Annotated in this window: 17 protein-coding genes; 8 read left to right on the forward strand and 9 right to left on the reverse strand. The window is 71.7% G+C overall.

Annotated elements, in window-relative coordinates:
• The first annotated feature begins 108 nt into the window (after window positions 1-108).
• The 3 genes from thiE to ACFWU3_RS20945 all read left to right on the forward strand — a co-directional run bounded on the left by thiE (window position 109) and on the right by ACFWU3_RS20945 (window position 2,658).
• Entirely contained in the window at window positions 109-759 is a 651-nt protein-coding gene (thiE, locus tag ACFWU3_RS20935) for a thiamine phosphate synthase (protein WP_384439479.1), read from the forward strand.
• Between the two features lie 75 nt (window positions 760-834).
• Window positions 835-1,752: a methylenetetrahydrofolate reductase [NAD(P)H] gene (gene metF / locus ACFWU3_RS20940; protein WP_384439482.1), complete on the forward strand. Its 918-nt coding sequence runs from the start codon at window positions 835-837 to the stop codon at window positions 1,750-1,752.
• 51 nt (window positions 1,753-1,803) lie between these two features.
• Window positions 1,804-2,658, forward strand: coding sequence for a hypothetical protein (locus ACFWU3_RS20945; protein ID WP_384439485.1), 855 nt, complete (start codon window positions 1,804-1,806; stop codon window positions 2,656-2,658).
• Window positions 2,659-2,718: 60 nt separating this feature from the next.
• On the opposite strand, the gene ACFWU3_RS20950 is transcribed toward ACFWU3_RS20945, so the two are convergent.
• From ACFWU3_RS20950 to ACFWU3_RS20970, 5 genes are all read right to left on the reverse strand, one after another.
• Window positions 2,719-4,206, reverse strand: a complete 1,488-nt coding sequence (locus ACFWU3_RS20950) for a phytoene desaturase family protein (RefSeq protein ID WP_384439488.1) — start codon at window positions 4,204-4,206, stop codon at window positions 2,719-2,721.
• Between the two features lie 30 nt (window positions 4,207-4,236).
• The gene (locus tag ACFWU3_RS20955; RefSeq protein ID WP_384439491.1) at window positions 4,237-4,854 is read right to left on the reverse strand and encodes a DUF4126 domain-containing protein; all 618 of its coding nucleotides are present in this window, start codon (window positions 4,852-4,854) and stop codon (window positions 4,237-4,239) included.
• Between the two features lie 487 nt (window positions 4,855-5,341).
• Window positions 5,342-5,950, reverse strand: coding sequence for a helix-turn-helix domain-containing protein (locus ACFWU3_RS20960; protein WP_327684717.1), 609 nt, complete (start codon window positions 5,948-5,950; stop codon window positions 5,342-5,344).
• Between the two features lie 30 nt (window positions 5,951-5,980).
• Window positions 5,981-8,068 carry a YhgE/Pip family protein gene (locus tag ACFWU3_RS20965; RefSeq protein WP_384439495.1) on the reverse strand — a complete coding sequence of 696 codons (2,088 nt, stop codon included), beginning with the start codon at window positions 8,066-8,068 and terminating at the stop codon, window positions 5,981-5,983.
• Window positions 8,040-9,035 (reverse strand): ATP-binding cassette domain-containing protein, encoded by a 996-nt coding sequence (locus ACFWU3_RS20970; RefSeq protein ID WP_384439498.1) that lies wholly within the window; start codon window positions 9,033-9,035, stop codon window positions 8,040-8,042. The genes ACFWU3_RS20965 and ACFWU3_RS20970 overlap by 29 nt, the downstream gene beginning before the upstream one ends.
• Before the next feature lie 160 nt (window positions 9,036-9,195).
• Between ACFWU3_RS20970 and ACFWU3_RS20975 the strand changes: the two genes are divergently transcribed.
• The 3 genes from ACFWU3_RS20975 to ACFWU3_RS20985 all read left to right on the forward strand — a co-directional run bounded on the left by ACFWU3_RS20975 (window position 9,196) and on the right by ACFWU3_RS20985 (window position 11,348).
• Window positions 9,196-9,735: an SAV_6107 family HEPN domain-containing protein gene (locus tag ACFWU3_RS20975; RefSeq protein WP_384439500.1), complete on the forward strand. Its 540-nt coding sequence runs from the start codon at window positions 9,196-9,198 to the stop codon at window positions 9,733-9,735.
• 182 nt (window positions 9,736-9,917) lie between these two features.
• Window positions 9,918-10,700 (forward strand): class I SAM-dependent methyltransferase, encoded by a 783-nt coding sequence (locus tag ACFWU3_RS20980; RefSeq protein WP_384439503.1) that lies wholly within the window; start codon window positions 9,918-9,920, stop codon window positions 10,698-10,700.
• Window positions 10,701-10,949: 249 nt separating this feature from the next.
• Entirely contained in the window at window positions 10,950-11,348 is a 399-nt protein-coding gene (locus ACFWU3_RS20985; protein ID WP_313946857.1) for a DUF3040 domain-containing protein, read from the forward strand.
• Between the two features lie 490 nt (window positions 11,349-11,838).
• On the opposite strand, the gene ACFWU3_RS20990 is transcribed toward ACFWU3_RS20985, so the two are convergent.
• From ACFWU3_RS20990 to ACFWU3_RS21005, 4 genes are all read right to left on the reverse strand, one after another.
• Entirely contained in the window at window positions 11,839-14,259 is a 2,421-nt protein-coding gene (locus ACFWU3_RS20990; protein ID WP_384439506.1) for a DUF3488 and DUF4129 domain-containing transglutaminase family protein, read from the reverse strand.
• Complete coding sequence (locus tag ACFWU3_RS20995; RefSeq protein WP_384439509.1) at window positions 14,256-15,605, reverse strand: DUF58 domain-containing protein; 1,350 nt, start codon at window positions 15,603-15,605, stop codon at window positions 14,256-14,258. The genes ACFWU3_RS20990 and ACFWU3_RS20995 overlap by 4 nt, the downstream gene beginning before the upstream one ends.
• Window positions 15,605-16,651: an AAA family ATPase gene (locus ACFWU3_RS21000; RefSeq protein ID WP_384439512.1), complete on the reverse strand. Its 1,047-nt coding sequence runs from the start codon at window positions 16,649-16,651 to the stop codon at window positions 15,605-15,607. Before ACFWU3_RS21000 ends, ACFWU3_RS20995 begins: the two co-directional genes overlap by 1 nt.
• A gap of 200 nt (window positions 16,652-16,851) precedes the next feature.
• Window positions 16,852-17,394 (reverse strand): beta-class carbonic anhydrase, encoded by a 543-nt coding sequence (locus ACFWU3_RS21005; RefSeq protein ID WP_384439515.1) that lies wholly within the window; start codon window positions 17,392-17,394, stop codon window positions 16,852-16,854.
• Window positions 17,395-17,739: 345 nt separating this feature from the next.
• Here ACFWU3_RS21005 and rsmH point away from each other — a divergent pair, with 345 nt between their 5' ends.
• Complete coding sequence (rsmH, locus tag ACFWU3_RS21010) at window positions 17,740-18,696, forward strand: 16S rRNA (cytosine(1402)-N(4))-methyltransferase RsmH (RefSeq protein WP_384439518.1); 957 nt, start codon at window positions 17,740-17,742, stop codon at window positions 18,694-18,696.
• Between the two features lie 88 nt (window positions 18,697-18,784).
• Window positions 18,785-19,351, forward strand: a complete 567-nt coding sequence (locus ACFWU3_RS21015) for a septum formation initiator family protein (protein WP_384439521.1) — start codon at window positions 18,785-18,787, stop codon at window positions 19,349-19,351.
• Window positions 19,352-19,354: the final 3 nt, after the last annotated feature.

Below are 19,354 nucleotides of genomic sequence, written 5' to 3' on the forward strand. Positions count from 1 at the left end.
CGCGCGGCCGCGGCTTTCCACCCGCCTACACACCGATCGGGGTTGGCGGGGGGGGCGGCAGTTCGCGCCGCCCCACCCCCCGCCGACCCGCCCCGGGGGGAAATCGCCATGTCCACGGCTCGCGCGCCGCTGTCCGACGCCCGGCTCTATCTGTGCACGGACGCCCGCAAGAAGCAGGGCGACCTCGCCGCGTTCCTGGACACGGTGCTCGCCTCCGGGGTCGACATCGTGCAGCTGCGCGACAAGGGCATGGAAGCGGCCGAGGAGCTGGAGCACCTCCAGGTCTTCGCCGACGCCTGCCGCCGGCACGGCAAGCTGCTCGCCGTGAACGACCGCGCTGACGTCGCCCATGCCATCGGCGCCGCGGTCCTCCACCTGGGACAGGGCGACCTGCCCGTCCCGGCCGCCCGCGCCATCCTCGGCGAGGACGTCCTCATCGGCCGTTCCACACACGCCGCCTCCGAGGCCGCCGCGGCAGCCGTCGAGCCCGGTGTGGACTACTTCTGCACGGGCCCCTGCTGGCCCACGCCCACCAAGCCCGGCCGGCACGCCCCTGGCCTGGACCTCGTGCGTTCCACCGCGGCGCTGGGCACCGACCGGCCCTGGTTCGCCATCGGCGGCATCGACGCGGGCAATCTGGACGAGGTGCTCGACGCGGGCGCCCGCCGGGTCGTCGTCGTCCGGGCGATCACCGAAGCGGCCGATCCCGGGGCCGCCGCCGCCCATCTCGCCAAGCGGATCCGCGAGCGCGGAGAGTAGGCCGAGGGCGAACAATCGGTGTCCGATGGGTGGACTCCGGTTGGGTCACCCCCTGGGCCTGGATAACCTGCGAGTATGGCCCTCGGAACAGCTTCCACCAGGACGGACCACGCGCGGACGGTGCGTGAGCTGCTCGCGACCGGCAAGACGTCCTACTCATTCGAGTTCTGGGCACCGAAAACGGAAAAGGGCGAGCGCAACCTCTGGAACGCGCTGCGCCGGGTCGAGGCGGTCGCCCCCAGCTTCGTCTCCGTCACCTACGGCGCCGGCGGCTCCACCCGCGCCGGGACGGTCAAGGCCACCGAGCAGATCGCCGCGGACACGACGCTCACCCCCGTCGCGCACCTCACCGCGGTCAACCACTCCATCGCCGAGCTGCGGAACATGATCGGCCAGTACGCCGACGCCGGCATCCGCAACATCCTCGCCGTCCGGGGCGACCCGCCGGGCGACCCGATGGGCGACTGGGTCAAGCACCCCGACGGCGTGCGGTACGCGGCCGAACTGGTGCGCCTGATCAAGGAGTCGGGGGACTTCTGTGTCGGCGTGGCAGCCTTCCCGGAGATGCATCCCCGGTCCGCCGACTGGGAGACCGACACCCGGCACTTCGTCGACAAGTGCCGCGCCGGCGCCGACTACGCGATCACCCAGATGTTCTTCAGGGCCGAGGACTATCTGCGGCTGCGTGACCGGGTCGCGGCCGCGGACTGCGCCACCCCGATCATCCCCGAGATCATGCCCGTCACCAGCGTCAAGCAGCTCGAGCGGTTTGCCCAGCTCAGCAACGCATCGATCCCTGAGGACCTGAAAGAGAGGATCCTCACGGTCAAGGACGATCCGGCGGCTGTACGCTCCATGGGGATCGAGTTCGCAACGGAGTTCTGCGCGGAGCTGCTCTCCGAGGGTGTCCCCGGACTGCACTTCATTACGCTCAACAACTCCACGGCGACGCTCGAAATCTACGAGAATCTCGGACTGCACGAGCAGTTGTGATCGGTCGTAGCCGACCCGACCGGGGGCGGCGGCCGAAGGAGAGGGGCGGGCATGGGCTGGACGGTCCTCTACGTCGCGTTCGGAATCGTCGCGCTGTGGCTGCTCGGCGAGGTGCTGCTGCAGTACAAGGCGCGGCTGCGCTGGCGACTGCTGGCCTTCGGCGGTTTCCTGTGTGTCGTCTTCGGTGTGCTGCTTCCGTCCGTGGTCGTGATCGCGCTCGGTGCCATCGCCTTCGCCGTGGGACAGACCTATGTGACGCTCTCCTTCCGTCGTGGCTTCTCCACCGGCTGGGCCCTCGGCGGCAGCCCCGGTGCGAGCCGTCGCCGCAAGTCCGGAGGCCGGCAGGGCGAGGCCGCCACGCGTGAACCCACGCTGGAGGTGTCGGACCTCGCCTACGAGGCTCCCGCCGCCCCCGACCTGGACCCCGAGCCGGTCTACGAGCCGCAGCCGCTGCCCGACGACACCGGGCAGTACGGCGTCTACAGCGACGCGGCCTACGCGGCGATGCAGCAGGACCAGGACGGCCAGAACGCAGACAACTACGGGCAGCCCGCGGGCCGCACCGACGGCCAGTACGACCCGTACTACGGCTACGACCAGCAGCCCACGGGCCAGGACGCCTTCGCCGGGCAGTACGACTACGGCACCGGCCAGCAGCAGTACGCCGCGTACTCCGACCCCTATGTGGGCGGCCAGCAGTACAGCACCTACGAGAACTACGACAGCTTCGGCAGCCCGCAGCAGCAGTACACCGATCCGTACTACGCGCAGCCGACGTACAGCGACACCCCGCCCGGCGGGGTGTGGGTGCCGCAGCAGCGGGACACCGACCAGCAGGTGCCCGGGGAACAGCAGTCGCCGTACGGCTACGACAACGAGTACAACGAGCAGCAGTACCGCTTCTGAGTCGCTGCCGGACCCCTTGCGAGCCGCCGCCCGTCGTACGTCAGCGGCGGCCGCCGGGCCTCACCGCGAGCCGCGGAAGTCCGCGCCCTCCACGATGAGTCCGGCCACGAGTGCCCCCGACATGCCGGCGTGCGCCAGTCCGCCGCCCGGGTGCGAGCGTCCGCCGACCAGTTGAAGCCCGGGCAGCCGGGTGCTGTTCGCGGGATGCAGATACCGGCCGCCGAACCCGGCCAGCGACGGCGCCGGGACCCCACCCGTCTCGGCGGGCGTCAGGATCTCGTGCCACAGCGCCCGTCCGCGCAGATCCTCGACGGCGGTGCCCGCGGCGTCGATCAGCGCCTCCGCGCAGCGCTCGCGCAGGGTCTTGTCCCTCCAGTCGACCGCACCTCCCCGGCCGGTCACCGTCGCGGTGACGGTGACCGCCTCGTGCGCGTCGTCCGGGCGGGTGCGCGGGTCGTCGGGCCGCAGCACGGTGACCGTGGGCCGCTCGGCGAGGCGGCCGCCGAAGACGGCCGCCGCCTCCGCGCCGGTGTCGGGGGAGTGGACCACGCTCCGGTGGACGGCCGAGGCGGGCCGCGCCCCGCGCAGCCCCAGCAGAACGGTGAACCGGCCCGGCAACTGCCCTCCATCGGGCCCCACTTGCGGACGGACGTCGCCGTCCCCCCACAGCTCCTGCCCGGCCGGAAGCGGGATGTCCGCGCCCGCCACCACATGGTCGGCTTCGGCGACCGCGGCCCCGGCGAGCTCGACACCTGCAGCGCGACCGTCCCGGACGACGACCGACGTCACCTCCGACCCGAAGACGAATTCCACCTTCCGGGTCAGACAGCGCTCGTACACGGCACGGGCCAACTCCCGCATTCCGCCCGTGACATACCAGCTGCCGAAGGTCTGCTCCATGTACGGCAGCAGGGCGGCGCTCGCCGGGGCGTGCCGGGGGTCCAGGCCGTACGCCAGGGCGCAGCCCTCGAAGAGCGCGGCCAGCCTCGGGTCGGCCAGCTCCAGGGTGCCGACCTCGCAGACGGTGGTGGCCTCCCGGGTGCGCAGCATCCTTCGCTGCCGCAGGGCCGGGTAGGGATCGCGGCCCAGCACCTGCCAGTCGTCCCACAGGGGCTCCTCCAGCAGCGGCCTGCGGGAGCGGTCCCAGGCGTCCCGCGCCCGTCCGAGGAAGTCGCCCCACCGCTCACCGGCCCCGGCACCCAGCGCCGACTCCAGCGCGGAGACGATGCCCGCCCGCGAGGCGTTCGGCAGGGTCACCGCGGAGCCGTCGGCGAAGAGGTGCCGGCTCGCGGGGTCGACCTCCGTCAGCCCGACGCACCGCTCCAGCGGCTCCTTGCCGGTCTTCAGGAACAAGTCCCGCCAGACGGCGGGCAGATGCAGCAGACCCGGTCCGGTGTCGAAGACGAACCCGTCGCGCTCGAAGGCGCCCAGTGCGCCGCCGTACGTCGCCGAGCGCTCGTACACCGTCACCCGGTGGCCTGCCACGGCCAGCCGGGCGGCAGCCGCCATGGCGCCCATCCCGGCGCCGATCACCGCAATCCGTGCCATGTCAGGGACTGTATCGGCCGCCTGTGACACTCAGTCCGGTGGGCGGCCGGCCACCGTGACGGCCAGTCGTCTCTCCTCGCGCCGCTGTGCTCTGCGGCGCAGGAACCGGCGGATCCTGGAGGCCAGGAACACCACGACGACGATGCCGAGGACCAGCAGCGTGGCGGCGATGATCGCCGCGGCCACCGGGTTGAAGACGGCGAAGGTGATGATCCCGGCGACGCCCAGATCCTCGGCGACGCTCATCGCGACATTGCTGAACGGCTCGGGCGAGGTGTTGATCGCCATCCGGGTGCCGGACTTGACGAGATGACTCATCAAGGCGGTCGAGCCGCCGATGGCGCCTGCCGCGATCTCCGGCAGCGACCCGCTCTCCCCGGCCAGCAGCGCGGCCACGACCGCACCCGCCACGGGGCGGATCACGGTGTGCACCGAGTCCCATATCGAGTCGACGTAGGGGATCTTGTCCGCCACCGCCTCGCACAGGAAGAGCACACCGGCGACGATCAGGACGTCGGTGCGCTGGAGCGACTCGGGCACCTCGTCGGAGACCCCGGTGGCGCCGAAGATGCCGAACAGGAGGATCACCGCATAGGCGTTGATCCCGCTGGCCCAGCCGCTGGTGAAGACGAGAGGGAGTACGGACACGGACGCGATCGTAACCAGAGGCGGGCCGCCGCGGGTGGGGATGAGCGCGGACGACTGAGTACCCGTACCTAGTGGGAGAGATGAGTAGGCGGGCGGATGGGGCGCCACCTGCGCAGAGGGAAGAGTGGGGACCACGGAAGGGGCGCGGCGCCGGCACCGCCGACACGGGGCGGCGGAACGGCGCGGCTCCCCTGACGGAACGGGGGGTGCAGGACGGAGAACACGTCGACCACGGGTTGTCCGGCACCACGGGGGGACGCGGGGGTACGGGGGCCTCGGGGGAACGGGGACACGGGGGACGTACGGGGGACAAGGACGCCGGTCCGGCACGGCTCGGGAGACCGAACCGCGCCGGACCGGCGTCTTTCCCATGCGTCCGTGGACCGGCCGGGCGTATGACGCCTGCCCCCCGACAGGCGTCATTCCGTCCGGTCGCGGTCCGGTCGCACCGTGCCCCCGGCGAGCCCCGCAGGGGCCCCGGGAGGTATCAGCGGCCGCTCACCCGGCCGTGCAGCAGGCGCGAGAGCGCGGCATGCACATCGTCGATCGACCGCTCCCGCTGGAAGGCCTGCCAGTCCAGCGCGGCGACCAGCACCATCCCGACCAGCGCCGCCGCGGTCAGCGAGATGTCGATCTCCTCGCTCAGTTCGCCGTTCTCGACGGCCTCCCGCAGCACCGTCTCGACCACCGCCACCGCCTGCTGCCGGACGACGAGGAGCGTCGACTGCCAGGCGCGGTTGGTGCGCCACAGCTCGGCCACGTACAGCTGTGTGAAGGCCGGATAGCGGTCGATGAAGACCAGACCCGCCCGGATCATGGCGTCCAGGGCCTCGACCTTGGTGCCGCCGCGTTCCGCCGTCTCGTCGGCCGCGGACTGGAGCGACGCCGTGAGGAGGCCGACGCCGTACCGCAGCAGCTCCTCGAAGAGCTCGGTCTTGCTCTTGAAGTTGTAATAGACCGTGCCCTTGGCCACGCCGGCGCGCTCGGCGATCTCGTCCACCGTGGTGGCCGAGAAGCCCTGTTCGGCGATGAGCGTCACCGCGGCTTCGTAGAGCTTCGCCCGGGTCGCCCGGCGTCTGGTGCTACTGCTGTCCATGACATCGATTCTCACAGGTCCGCCGCCCCTTCAGAGGCTCAGCTCGGGGTGCAGGCGGTCGAGCGTCCACACCTGCTTGCGGCGCGCGGAGATCGCGGTCAGCGCGAGGGCGCCCGCCGTGAAGGCGATCATGACGGCGCTCGCCTCCCACACCGGGCCGAGTCCGCCGCCCGTGATGAGCCGCCGCAGCGCGTCGACGACGTAACTCATCGGGAGGAACGGGTGGATCGCGTTGAAGAACGCCGGGCTGGTCTGGACGGGGTAGGTGCCGCCCGCCGAGGTCAGCTGGAGCATCAGCAGCGCGAGGACGAGGATCCGGCCGGCGGCCCCGAACCGGGCGTTCAGCCACTGGATGATCGCGGCGAAGCAGAGGATGACGAGCGCCAGGAAGCCGACGGTGCCGGCCGCGTGGACCATCTGCAGACCGACCGTCCAGTGCAGCACCGACATCAGTGCCACGACCTGGACCAGTCCGAGGGCCACCACCGGCAGCCAGCCCGCCACCGCGATCCGCCAGGCGGAGGCGCCCGCGGCGAGCGCGCGTCGGTTCAGCGGAGAGATGATCATGTACGCCACCATCGAGCCCACCCACAGGGAGAGCGGGATGAAGTACGGGGCGAATCCGGTGCCGTAGTTGGGGGCCTTGTGCAGGGACTGGCTCGCCAGCTTCACGGGGTCCGCCATCACCTCGGTACGGCGGTCACGGTCCTTCTTGTCGTAGTCCGGGATCTTGTCGACGCCGTCGTTCAGTCCGCCCGCGAGCTCGTCCGAACCGTCGGCCAGCTTGAACAGACCGCCGTCCAGCGTCCCGGCGCCCTTCTTGAGTCTGCCCACTCCCGTGTCCAGCTCGGTGGAGCCCGACCGGGCGGTGCTCAGACCCGAGTGCAGCTTGTCCGCGCCCTGAGCGACCTTCCTGGCACCGGAGTTGAGCTCGTTGACCTTCTTGACGGCCGACTCCAGGTCGTCGTCGAGCCGCGGTGAGCGCCGGGCGATCTCGTCGGCCTTCTTCTGGAGATCGGCGAGCCGGCCGTCGAGCTTCTTGAGGTCACCCTGGTGGTCCTTCACCACGGCGTCGACATCGTCCGCGACCTTCGCCACGTCCTTCGCCGTGTCCCTGGCTCGCTCCAGCGCCGGGCAGGCACTGGCGTCCGGCAGCAGGGCGTCCTCGCAGCGGGAGCGGTGGAGCGCCTCCAGCTCGTCCGCGGACTTGTGCGCGCGGGCGGCCGCGGCCGGGGCGCTCTTCACCAGATGGTCGAGCGTGTGGCGCACGGTCCGGGAGGAGTCGGAGACCAGACGGGCCGCGTCACCGATCGACTTGCCGTCGTCCCGTACGTACGGTCGGACGCCGGCGGCCACCGCGTTGACCTTGTCGGCGAGCAGCTGGGTGCCGCCCGCGACCTTGCGGGAACCGGTCTCGAGCTCGCTCGCGCCCTTGGAGAGCTTCGACAGACCGCCGACGAGCTTGCCGCTGCCGTCCTTCGCGTCCTCGAGCCCGTCGGCGAGCTCCTTGGAGCCCTTCTTCGCCTTGCCGATGCCGCCCTTGAGCTGGTCGGCGCCCTTGGCCGCCTTCTCCGTCGCGTCGTGGATGCTCGAGAAGGAGATGAAGATGCGGTCCAGGAACGAGCGGGACGCGTCGGTCGACGCCGCCGTGCGCACCTCGGCGAAGACCGTTCGCGAGATCTGGCCGACGATGTAGTTGTTGGCGTCGTTCGTACGGACCTGGAGGGCGCCCGTCTCGGGGGAGTTGCCCGAACTCGACGCGATGCGCTCACTGAAGTCCCGGGGCATGGTGAGCGAGAGGTAGTACGCGCCGTCCTCGACGCCCTTGTGCGCCTCGGCGGAGCTGACCTCGTGCCATTCGAAGACGTCGCTCTCGCGCAGCCCCTTGGTGATCTCGTCGCCGGCCGAGATCTTCCTGCCCTCGGCCCGGGCACCCTGGTCGTCGTTGACGAGCGCGACGGGGATCCGGTCCAGCCGGCCGTACGGGTCCCAGAAGGACCACAGGTAGAGCGCGCCGTACAGCAACGGCAGCAGCACCACGGCGACCAGTGCGGCTCGCGGCAGTTTCCCCCTGCCGAACCGCTTGAGCTCAAGCGCGGCCAGTTTCGGCGAGCGCATCGGCCGTCCCCTCCTCGGTGGTGTTCTCGACGGTGGTCTCGTCGTCGGTGCCGGCGTGGTCGGTGCCGGTGTCGTCGTGGGTGCCGGCCGTGGACTCGCCGTCGGGGGGCCGGGTGTCCGCGCTGCTGACGGTGGTGTCGTCGTCGGTGCGGTCGTCGGTGCTGCCGTGGTCCTGGATGCCGTCGTCCGGCCTGTCGCCCGGGGCGTCGTCGTCCGGCCTGTCGGCCGGGGCTTCGCTGTCCGGGGCTTCGTCGTCCGGACTGTCCGTGCCACGGCCGGTGCCCACGACGACGGTCGCGCCCTCGGGCGCCTCGCTGCAGACGGCCAGCACGGTGGTGCCCGACTCCGCGACCGAGCGCAGCAGCCGCCACGCCTCGGCCCGGTCCGCGTCGGAGAGCTTCAGATCGGCGTCGTCGACGGCGAGCAGACGCGGCCGGCCGATCAGCGCCAGGGCCACGGACAGCCGCAGCCCCTCCAGCCGCTCCAGATCGCGTACGGAGGTGCGTTCGCGCTTGGGGAGCATGGCCGGGTCCAGGCCGGCGGCCTCCAGCGCCTCGTCGACACGGCGCCGTGCCTCCCCGGCCCGCTCGGCGCGCGGCCTCAGCAGTGCGCGCAGCGAGGCGTCGAAGCGACGCTGGAGCAGGGCGCGTTCGCGCAGGTGCTCGCCGACGGTCAGTGCCGGGTCCAGCTCGCTGACTCCCTGTACGGGGCCGAGCGCGCTGATCCTGCGCACCGCGGCCATCTTCCGGGGCAGAGGCAGTCCGGCGACCTCGGCGCTGCCCTCGGTGGGACGCATACGGCCGGTGAGCGCGAGCAGAAGACTCGTACGGCCCGAACCGGACGGGCCCACGACGGCGATGAGCGAGCCGGGCTCCGCGTCGACGGTGACCGACCGGAAGGCCCAGCCACGCGGACCCTCGAGCCCGAAGTTCTCGGCAGTGACGGCTGCCCCGTGCGGGCTGTCCACGTGCCCTCCCCCAATTTTTTTGAACTGACCGGTCAGTGCAAAAACTACTACCGAACCTACGATCGAAGCAAAGGAGCAGGTCAGGGTCGATTGTCAGTGGGGGCCTCCACGATGGACACATACGGCCACAGCGCCGTCACACGACGACAGGAGGTTCGTCATGGCCAGCTCCTACGCAGCAGCCGCACCCCGGCGCCGCGCCACCGGCCCTGCCCCCTCACTGACCGGACCGGCGACCGACGTGCACCCCGTCCTGCGGCGGGCCACCGCGCCCCCCGCCGCCCTCGACCTCCTCGCCCAGGCCCGCACCGGGCTGGACGAGGCAGCCACCCTCGACACGCCCAACGAGCGCTATGCCACGGCCCACCTGGCGGCCCTGCGCACCGCCGCCGCGGTGCTCGCCGCGCGGGGCCGCCCGGAGACGAGCGAGCGACGACGCCGGCGGATCCGGAGTGCTTGGGAAGTGCTCCCCGAGATAGCGCCCGAACTGGCGGAGTGGAGCGTTCTGTTCGCCTCGGGCGCCACACGCAGGGCACGCGCCGAGGCGGGCATACAGGGTGCGGCGAGCACCCGCGACGCCGACGACCTGCTGCGTGACGCGGCCATGTTCCTGCGCCTGGTGGAACGGATGCTGGTGCTCCAGCCCGCCCTGCCGCAGCCCCGGACGGAGCCGTCGGGAAGGGGTGACGCCGCAGGGTGAGACGCCGACAGAGCGGCCACCGGAAAGGGCCTGCGCCGCAGGGTGAGACGCAGCGCTGGGACGTCCGGCCGAGGCAATAGGGTGGGAGATGTCGTGCGTTCATCGACGTCGGTCATCGCTCACCGCCCGCCCCGCCCGCGTTCCAGCAGCCCGGGGTGGCACCGCCCGAGGAGTCAACTGCCGTGCCGGACCCGTCCCCCGGTGGGAAGACCCCACCGCGTCAGCCCCGCTCCGCCCTGCGTACCTCGGTCGTCTGGGAGGTCCTCAAGGATGCCCTCGACCGCCGGGCCAAGGTGACCGGGACGGACAGCCTGGACGTCCTGGACACCGGCGGCGGCAGCGGTTCCTTCGCGGTGCCCGTCGCCCGGCTCGGCCACCGCGTCACCGTGGTCGACCCCAGCCCGAACGCCCTCTTCGCGCTGGAGCGCAGGGCCGCCGAGGCCGGGGTCGCCGACCGGATCAAGGGCGTCCAGGGGGACGTCCACGGTCTCTTCGACGTCGTCGAGCGCGACGGGTACGACGCGGTCCTCTGCCACGGCGTCCTGGAGTACGTCGACGATCCGGCCGAAGGCGTGCGGAACACGGTCGCCGCCCTGCGGACCGACGGCATCATCAGCCTGCTGGCCGCCGGTCTCGGCGGTGCCGTCCTCGCCAGGGCGCTCGCGGGGCACTTCACCGAGGCCCGGCAGGCGCTGACGGACCCCGCGGGCCGCTGGGGCGACGGGGACCCGATGCCCCGCCGCTTCACCGCGGAGCAGCTCACCACGCTGGCCTCGGACGCCGGTGTGGAGGTCGGCGCGGTCCACGGCGTGCGCGTTTTCGCGGACCTCGTTCCCGGCGTCCTGGTCGACACCGAGCCGCGCGCTCTGGAGGCTCTGCTCAAGCTGGAGGCGGCCGCGGCCGAGCTGCCGGCCTTCCACTCGGTCGCCACCCAGCTGCACGTACTGGGCGAGAAGCGCGGCTGATCAGCGGCGCAGCCGCACATGGAGTACGCCACAGACCCCCCGATCGTGGGCTCGGCCCCGTATGATCGGGGGACACCATCCGGCATGACGGATCGGCGGTTGGGGAATCTACGCCTCAGCAGCCAAGCCGCCATGGCGGCCCGGGCGGTGAACAGGCATAGAGGGCGGGTTTCACGGGGGCGATTCCCTGCCTATCCTGAAAGGGCCGCATACCGGTCGCCCCCCGCGACCGACGACTAGGAGGACTCCGTGCCGCTCTCGGAGCACGAGCAGCGAATGCTCGAGCAGATGGAGCGAGCGCTGTACGCCGAAGATCCCAAGTTCGCTACAGCGCTTGAGGGAAGCGGGCTGCGTACGTACACCCGGCGACGGGTCTACCAAGCGGTCGCCGGCTTCCTGGTGGGTATCGCGCTCCTCATGGCCGGAATGGTCGCGCAGCAGATCTGGATCAGCGTGGTGGGTTTTCTCGTCATGCTCGGCTGTGCGGTCCTGGCGGTCACCGGATGGCGCAAGGCGCCGAAACCGGGTGAGCAACAGACCCTGGGAGACGCGCCCGCAACCGCGCGTCGCCAGTCCCGTCAGCGCAAGTCGATGATGGACCGGATCGAGCAGCGGTGGCAGCGCCGCCGCGACGAGCAGGGCCACTGAACCACCGCGGACCTCGCGGAAGACCTCGCCGAGCAGGTGAACTGTTCGCGTGAGCGGCCGTGGTGGGATCGCGAGGCCCGGGGCCTGTCGTGTGGATCAGGCCCCCGCCCGTGCGCCGGACAGGCGTGCCCCGGGTTCGGACGACTGACCGTCGCGTGTCTCGGGTCCCTGCGGCCCGAGTCCCCGCGTTCCCGAGTCCCATGACGCGAGTCCCGTTTCCCGAGCCGCGTTTCCCGAGTCCCCGTTCCCGAGCCCCGGCTCCGTTTCCCGGTTTCACGGGCCCACGATCATCACATGCACGGGCCGCCTGCGTGCCCGGAGGCACCGTTGCCGGAGTTCCCCGGCCGGCCCGTCCCCGCGGAGCGGATCCCCGCCTACCGAGCCCCCTGAATATGACCCCGGCGCATTCGCCGACCCGCAGAACGAGTGAGGGGCCGACGCTTCGGGCGTCGGCCCCTCACCCGTTCTCGTAGGTCTCGGCCCCGGCGTCTCAGCCCCGCTGCCGCGACGGACGGCGCAGCAAGCCCGCCCACCGCTCCGGTGCCCAGCGGGCGGCGCGCCAGCCGTCCGTGAGCGACGCCCAGCGGCCCGAGAGGTCCCAGACCACCCGTACGGTCGAGCGGGGCAGCAGCAGTGCCCGCAGCCGGGTCCCACGGCTCGCTCCGGACCGCAGCCCCTCCCGGATCCGGGTCACGTCGTCGCCCAGACCCGTGCCCGGCTTGGGCACCGGCGCGTAGAGCACCTGCTCGACGGCGCCCGCGATCCGGTGCACCCCGTCCGCCGCGTCGCCCTCCAGACGGCCGAGCCGCACGATGCGGGCCGCGGTCTTACGTGCTGTCTGCGAATCGTCCGGCAGGATGCCGAAGTCCCAGGCCGTGTCGGTGACCTCCAGCCAGGCCGCGAGGGTCCGCGCCCCGGCGTCGGCCGGGGTGCGTCCACCGGAGCCCAGCCTGCGTGCGGTGACTCTCAGCCGCCACAGCATCGGCAGCAGCGGCACACCCACTCCGAGCAACGCGGTCAGTCCCACCAGCAGGGTGGTCTTCCACGGGAAGCCCGAGTCCCCGGGCGGCGTCAGATCCTGCGGTGTCGCCGCACCGCACTCACCGAGCTGCCGGGCCTGAGCCGGGCAGCGCTCGGAGGCGGACGGGGCGGCGCTGGGAGCCGTGGAGGCGGTCGCCTCGGGCTGCGTCGGGCTGCTCGGCCCGCCGGACGGCAGCTCCGAGCGGGTGTACTCGGGTGCGGTGCCCCGGCTCGGCGTCGGCTCGAACCGCGTCCAGCCCACGCCCTCGAAGTACAGCTCCGGCCAGGCGTGCGCTTCCTTCAGGCCCACCGACATGCTGCCGTCGGCCAGCGGACTGCCCGGCGTGAAGCCGACCGCGACCCGCGCCGGAATGCCGAGCGTCCGCGCCATGGCGGCCATGGAGAACGAGAAGTGGACGCAGAATCCCTGCTTCTGCTGGAGGAAGCGGGAAATGGCGGAGACGCCCGTACCGGACTGGACTTCGGTGTCGTAGGTGAAGCCGCCGTCGACGGCGAACCAGTCCTGGAGCTTCACCGCCCGCTCGTAGTCGTTCGCGGCGCCTTCGGTGACCTTCTTCGCGGTGTCCTCGACCACGTCGGGCAGGACGTCGGGCACCTTGGTGTACTCGCGCACCAGTGAGGCCGGGGCCGGCGGAGCGCTCGCGAGCTGCTCGGCCGTCGGCTTCACCATCAGGCTGCTGACGGAGTACTTCGCGCCCCGGGTCGACTGACCGCTGTCGCCGACCACCGTCCGGCCGACGGGCTCGAAGCGCCAGCGGCCCTCGATGTCCACGTCGGTCGCCGGGTAGGGGAGTGGCAGCCAGCTCTGCCGGTAGGAACCGGCGGCCGTGATGTTCGTCCTGATCTCGGTGGCACCGACCGACGGGTCGAGGCCGTCAGGCTGCGGAAGCCGGCGCGGGATGTCGGTGATGTCGCGCTGCGAGGTCTTCCACGCCGTGCCGTCGAACTGGTCCAGCGCCACGATCCGCAGATAGAGGTCCTGGGTGTCCGGCGCGTTGGTGCGGTAGCGGATGACCTCGCGGTTGTCGGGCTGCCGCAGGCTGTCCTGGAGCGAGACCAGCGGGTTCACGGCGTTGATCGTGCCGCCCCCGCCGCCTCCCGTGCCGTTGCCGGTGGAGGCCAGCAGGCCGCCGTCCAGGGCCGGCAGCGCCGCCGGAACCACGAGCGCCACGCCCAGCGCGAGCGCACCGATACGCCGCCCGGTGCGCACAGGGGCGAGCGGACTGCCGCCCGCCGAGTCGAAGCCCTGCGCGCTGCGCCCCTGTGCGGGCACGGCCCCGCCGAAGACCCGCCCCCACTGCGAGAGCCGGTCCCGGCCCTCGGCCAGCAGCAGCACCAGATAGCCGCAGGCGGCCAGCAGGAACCAGAGCCAGCTCGCGCCGCCGCCCGCCAGGCCGGCCGCGACCGAGTAGAGCGCGAGCAGCGGCAGACCGGCCGGTGCGGCGCTGCGGAAGGTCACCGCGAGGGCGTCCACCGCCAGGCCGATCACCATGACCCCGCCGATCACCATCAGACGGATGCCGTCGGTCGCCGGCGCCGGGATCGCGTACCGCCCGACGTCCTCGCCGCCCGCGGAGAGCAGGGTGCCGAAGTGCTGGAACGCCTCCGGGCCCGGGAGCACGCCGAGGAGCGCGTGCTCCCGGGCGAAGACCACCGTGAGCAGCAGCAGCCCGACGAGCGCCTGTACGAGGACCGTGAGCGGCCTGGCCAGCGGAACCCGCCGGGTCAGGGCGCCCGCGCCGCTCTGGGCGGCCAGCAGGAACGCCGCCTGCACCATCCAGCCGGCCGTCTCGATCAGCGGCAGGATCGCGCCCGATGCCATCAGAGTGGCGGCGAACGCGCACAGCGCCAGCCGTCCGCGACCGCTCATGTCCAACCCCCAGAATTGCCGTTCGTGCTGCTGGACTCGGTGCGCTGGCGGCCCGCCTGCTGCCACAGATCGGCGAGCGGGACCCCCGGCGCCACGGCGAGTGCGGTCCAGCCGGACTCCCGCAGCAGCCGCAGCCGGTCGTCGACCGCGCCGGCCACGGCGCCGTTCGTCACCCAGGTCCCGCTGTCGAGGACGAAGGCGACGGCCGCGCCGCTGCGATGGCGCATCCGCGCGGCGAGCGTCGCCTGCTCCTCGTCGAGGTCGCCGAAGAACGCGACCAGGAGTCCTTCGTTCCCGCCGCGCAGCACGTCGTACGCCCGGGAGAGTCCGCCGCCGTCGGAGTGGTCGACGACCGCGAGGGTGTCCATCATCAGACCCGCGGAGTCCGCGGACTCCTGGGTCGAGCCCGCGAACCCGTCCGCGCCCTCGCCCGGCATCGAGCTGCCGGTGTCGGTCAACAGCCGCACCGCGAAGCCCCGTTCGAGCATGTGGACCAGCGCGGACGCGGCGCCGGAGACGGCCCACTCGAAGGCCGAGTCCGGACCGGCCCCCTGATAGGCGGCGCCGCGGGTGTCGAGCAGCACGGTGCAGCGCGACCGCTGCGGCTGCTCCTCACGGCGCACCATCAGTTCGCCGTAGCGCGCGGTGGAACGCCAGTGCACCCGGCGCAGATCGTCGCCGTGCCGGTAGGTGCGCGGGATGACGTCGTCGTCGCCGGCCAGCGCCAGGGAGCGCTGGCGTCCGTCGCCGTACCCGGAGGCCTCGCCCGCCAGCCGCACCGGCGGCAGCGACTCGGTCCGCGGGATCACGGTGAGGGTGTCGAAGGCGCTGAAGGAACGGGTCAGTTCGCACATGCCGAACGGATCGCTCAGCCGCAGCTGGAGCGGCCCGAGCGGATAGCGCCCGCGCAGATCCGACCGCACCCGGTAGGACACCTCGCGGCGTCCGCCGGCCTCCACGCGGTCGAGCACGAACCGGGGTCGCGGGCCGAGGACATAGGGCACGTGGTCCTGGAGCATCAGCAGCCCGGTGGGCAGCCGCGAGACGTTGTCCATCCGCAGATGCACCCGGGCCTCGGCACCGGCCGGCACCCGCGAAGGCGACAGCCGTCTGCTGCCCGCGACCCGGTAGCGGGTGCGGTAGAGCACGGCCACACAGACCAGGGGCAGCACGGCGAGCAGCAGGCCGACCCGCAGCAGATCGCTCTGCCCGAGGACGTACGCGCAGATCGCCGCGGCGATGCCGGCCGCGAGGAACGAGCGGCCGCGTGTGGTCAGCCCGCCCAGGGCCGCACGCACTCCGCCCGAGGCATTGCCCTCGGCGGCACCGGGGCCCTCGGACGACATCACAGCCGCCGGGCGCCGGGCTGCTGGCCGTAGAGCGGCGGCTGGACCGGACGGCCCGCGACGTAGGACGTCTCCGTGCCCTCGGCCGTGGGCACGGGGGTGCGCTGAAGGATCTCCAGCACGACCTGCTCCGCGGTGCGCCGGTTCAACTGGGCCTGGGCGGTGGGCAGCAGACGGTGCGCGAGGACCTGCACCACAAGTGACTGGACATCGTCCGGCAGGGCGTACTCCCGGCCGTTGAGCGCCGCCGTGGCCTTGGCGGCACGCAGCAGATGCAGCGTGGCACGCGGAGACGCACCGAGTCTGAGGTCCGGGTGGTTACGGGTGGCCGCCACCAGCTCCACCGCGTACCGCCGGACGGAGTCGGCGACATGCACGCTGCGCACGGCGTCGATCAGCTTCACGATGTCGTGGGCGTGCGCCACCGGCTGGAGGTCGTCCAGCGGGGAGACACCGCCGTGCACGTCGAGCATCTGAAGCTCGGCCTCCGCGCTCGGATAGCCGATGGAGACCCGCGCCATGAAGCGGTCGCGCTGTGCCTCCGGCAGCGGGTAGGTGCCCTCCATCTCGACCGGGTTCTGCGTGGCCACCACCATGAACGGGCTGGGCAGTTCATAGGTGTTGCCGTCGATGGTGACCTGGCGCTCCTCCATCGACTCCAGCAGCGCCGACTGCGTCTTCGGCGACGCACGGTTGATCTCGTCGCCGATCACGATCTGGGCGAAGATCGCGCCCGGTTTGAACTCGAAGTCGCGCTGCTGCTGGTCGAAGATCGACACACCGGTGATGTCCGACGGCAGCAGGTCCGGCGTGAACTGGATACGCCGCACGGAACAGTCGATGGATCGCGCCAGCGCCTTGGCCAGCATCGTCTTGCCCACGCCCGGGACATCTTCGATGAGCAGATGTCCTTCGGCGAGCAGCACGGTCAGCGAAAGCCGTACGACCTCTGGCTTGCCCTCGATCACACCCTCGACCGACCTGCGGACACGATCCGCGGTGGTGGTCAGATCTGTGAGGCTCGCTCGATCGTCATAGGTCGTCACCCGGCCCTCCTCGGCCCGTTCTACGGGCCGGTGCGTATGGAACGGCCCGGCCCACCAAAAACACGAACACCGGTCTCCGGAAGTTCCGGAAGGGTGTCACAGACGCATTCTTGTTGGCGTTACCGCTTCGTGTCACTCGCCTGTGGACAACTGGGAGGGATTTGCCGGATCTGCTCTGTTATCTCCGGGTGTTCGTCCGGTCACACCGCGGGGTCGATCTCCCGCAACAGCCCCTGCTTCACGTCGAAGACAAAGCCGCGGACGTCGTCGGTGTGCACCAGGAAGGGGGAGGTCCGCACCCGCTGCATCGACTGACGCACGTCCTGGTCGACGTCGCGGAACGCCTCCACCGCCCACGGCGGACGCTGCCCCACCTCTTCCTCCAGCTCGTGCCGGAAGTCCTCGGTCAGCGACTCGAGGCCGCAGCCCGTGTGGTGGATGAGTATGACGCTGCGAGTGCCGAGGGCCCGCTGGCTGATGGTGAGCGAGCGGATGACGTCGTCCGTCACCGCGCCGCCGGCGTTCCGGATCGTGTGGCAGTCGCCCAGTTCCAGTCCGAGCGCGTCGTGCAGGTCGAGCCGCGCGTCCATGCACGCGACGACGGCCACCTGGAGCACGGGACGGGCGTCCATGCCCGGGTCCTGGAAATCGGCTGCGTATCGCTGGTTCGCTTCGACGAGACGATCGGTGACCGTCCCACCCGTACGCGCGGCGTCGGCAGAGTGGTGCGCAGAAGTCGTCATGACAATGACGGTAATGGGCACAGGCCTTCGAAGCCCGCTGTGAGAGGGGACAAAGAACATCAACAAGGCTTGTTGTGAGCTAACCCACAGGGAGGACCTGGAAGGGCCCGTTCGGGTGAAGTGCGGTCATTCGCGACCGGTGCGCCACCCCTGCGCGACGCGCCAGCCGGTTGATTGACCGAAGGGGCCGGTGGACTAAAGTGACGCGCAGTTCACCGACACATCCTGCACGTGCACACCCTGCACATTTCCAAGAGTCTCCCCGCGTGTGCGGCATTCGCGTACGGCTCGGCCTCCCTCCGCTCGCCGGTCGGTCGAGGCCCGCGGCGGACCTGAGAGGGCGCTTTGAGCAATACCCGACACGTCCCGGTGATGCTCCAGCGGTGCCTGGACCTGTTGGCCCCGGCCCTGGAGCGACCGGGTTCGGTCGTCGTCGACTGCACCCTCGGCCTCGGCGGACACAGCGAGGCACTGCTCACCCGGTTCCCCGAGGCGCGCCTGGTCGCCCTCGACCGGGACAAGGAGGCCCTGCGGCTCTCCGGCGAACGGCTCGCCCCCTTCGGTGACCGGGCCACGCTCGTCCACGCCGTCTACGACGAACTCCCCGACGTGCTGGGCCGCCTCGGCGTCCCGCGCGTCGAGGGCGTCCTCTTCGACCTCGGTGTCTCCTCCATGCAGCTCGACGAGGCCGACCGCGGCTTCGCCTACGCCCAGGACGCACCGCTCGACATGCGGATGGACCAGACGACCGGCATGAGCGCCGCCGAGGTGCTCAACACCTACCCGCCCGGCGAGCTGGTGCGGATCCTGCGGGCGTACGGCGAGGAGAAGCAGGCGAAGCGGATCGTCTCCGCGGTCGTGCGGGAGCGGGAGAGGGAGCCCTTCAGCAACAGCGCCCGTCTGGTCGAACTGATCCGTGACGCGCTGCCGCAGGCCGCCAAGCGCACCGGTGGCAACCCCGCCAAGCGCACCTTCCAGGCCCTGCGCATTGAAGTGAACGGCGAGCTCAGCGTGCTGGAGCGGGCGATCCCGGCGGCCGTCGGCGCGCTCTCGGTCGGCGGACGGATCGCCGTGCTGTCGTACCACTCGCTCGAGGACCGCCTGGTCAAGCAGGTCTTCGCGGCCGGCGCGGCCAACACGGCCCCGGCCGGTCTGCCCGTCGTCCCCGAGGAGTACCAGCCGCGGCTGAAGCTGCTGACCAGGGGCGCGGAACTGCCGACCGAGGAAGAGATCGCCGAGAACCGCCGCGCCGCGCCCGCGCGTCTGAGGGGTGCGCAGCGCATCCGGGAGGACGTGCGGTGAGGCCGACGCACGGGGCCGGCCGGCCGGCCACGGCCGCTGGGGCGTGTTGGAGGGGACGGACGGGTCGACAGGCGATCGGGAGGATGCGGTGAGCGAAGCGGCCAAGCAACTGAAGGGACGCGCCGCACGACTGGCCCGGCTGATGCCGGCAGGACCGAGCACCGCGGCACGTACCCCCTTCGTCCTGTTGGTCGTCGTGCTCCTCGGCGGTGGGCTCATCACACTGCTGCTGCTGAACTCCTCCCTCAACGAAGGCTCGTTCGAGCTGAGCGAGCTCAAGCGTGAGACCACCGAACTCACCGACGAACAGCAGGCGCTCCAGCGGGACGTGGACAGTTACTCCGCCCCGGACGCACTGGAGCGGCGGGCCCGCGAGCTGGGCATGGTGCCGGGCGGCAACCCCGCCTTCATCGATCCGGACGGCACGGTCCGCGGGGTGCCCGGCAAGGCGACGGCCCGGCCTTCGCCCGCCCCCTCACCCCTGGAGATCGCCGAGACCCCGCTGCCGGTGACCGAGCCCACGCCGTCCCCCGTCGTCCTCCCCGCGGCCTCGTCCCCCGCGACGGCCTCCCCCTCCCCCTCCGCCCCCGACCCCGCGGCGCTCACGCCGTCGAACCCGCCCGCGAAGCCGACCCCCACGCCCCCCGGCAGGTGACGC

Source organism: Streptomyces sp. NPDC058685, from assembly GCF_042714725.1.
In the GTDB taxonomy this organism is placed as follows: Bacteria; Actinomycetota; Actinomycetes; order Streptomycetales; family Streptomycetaceae; genus Streptomyces.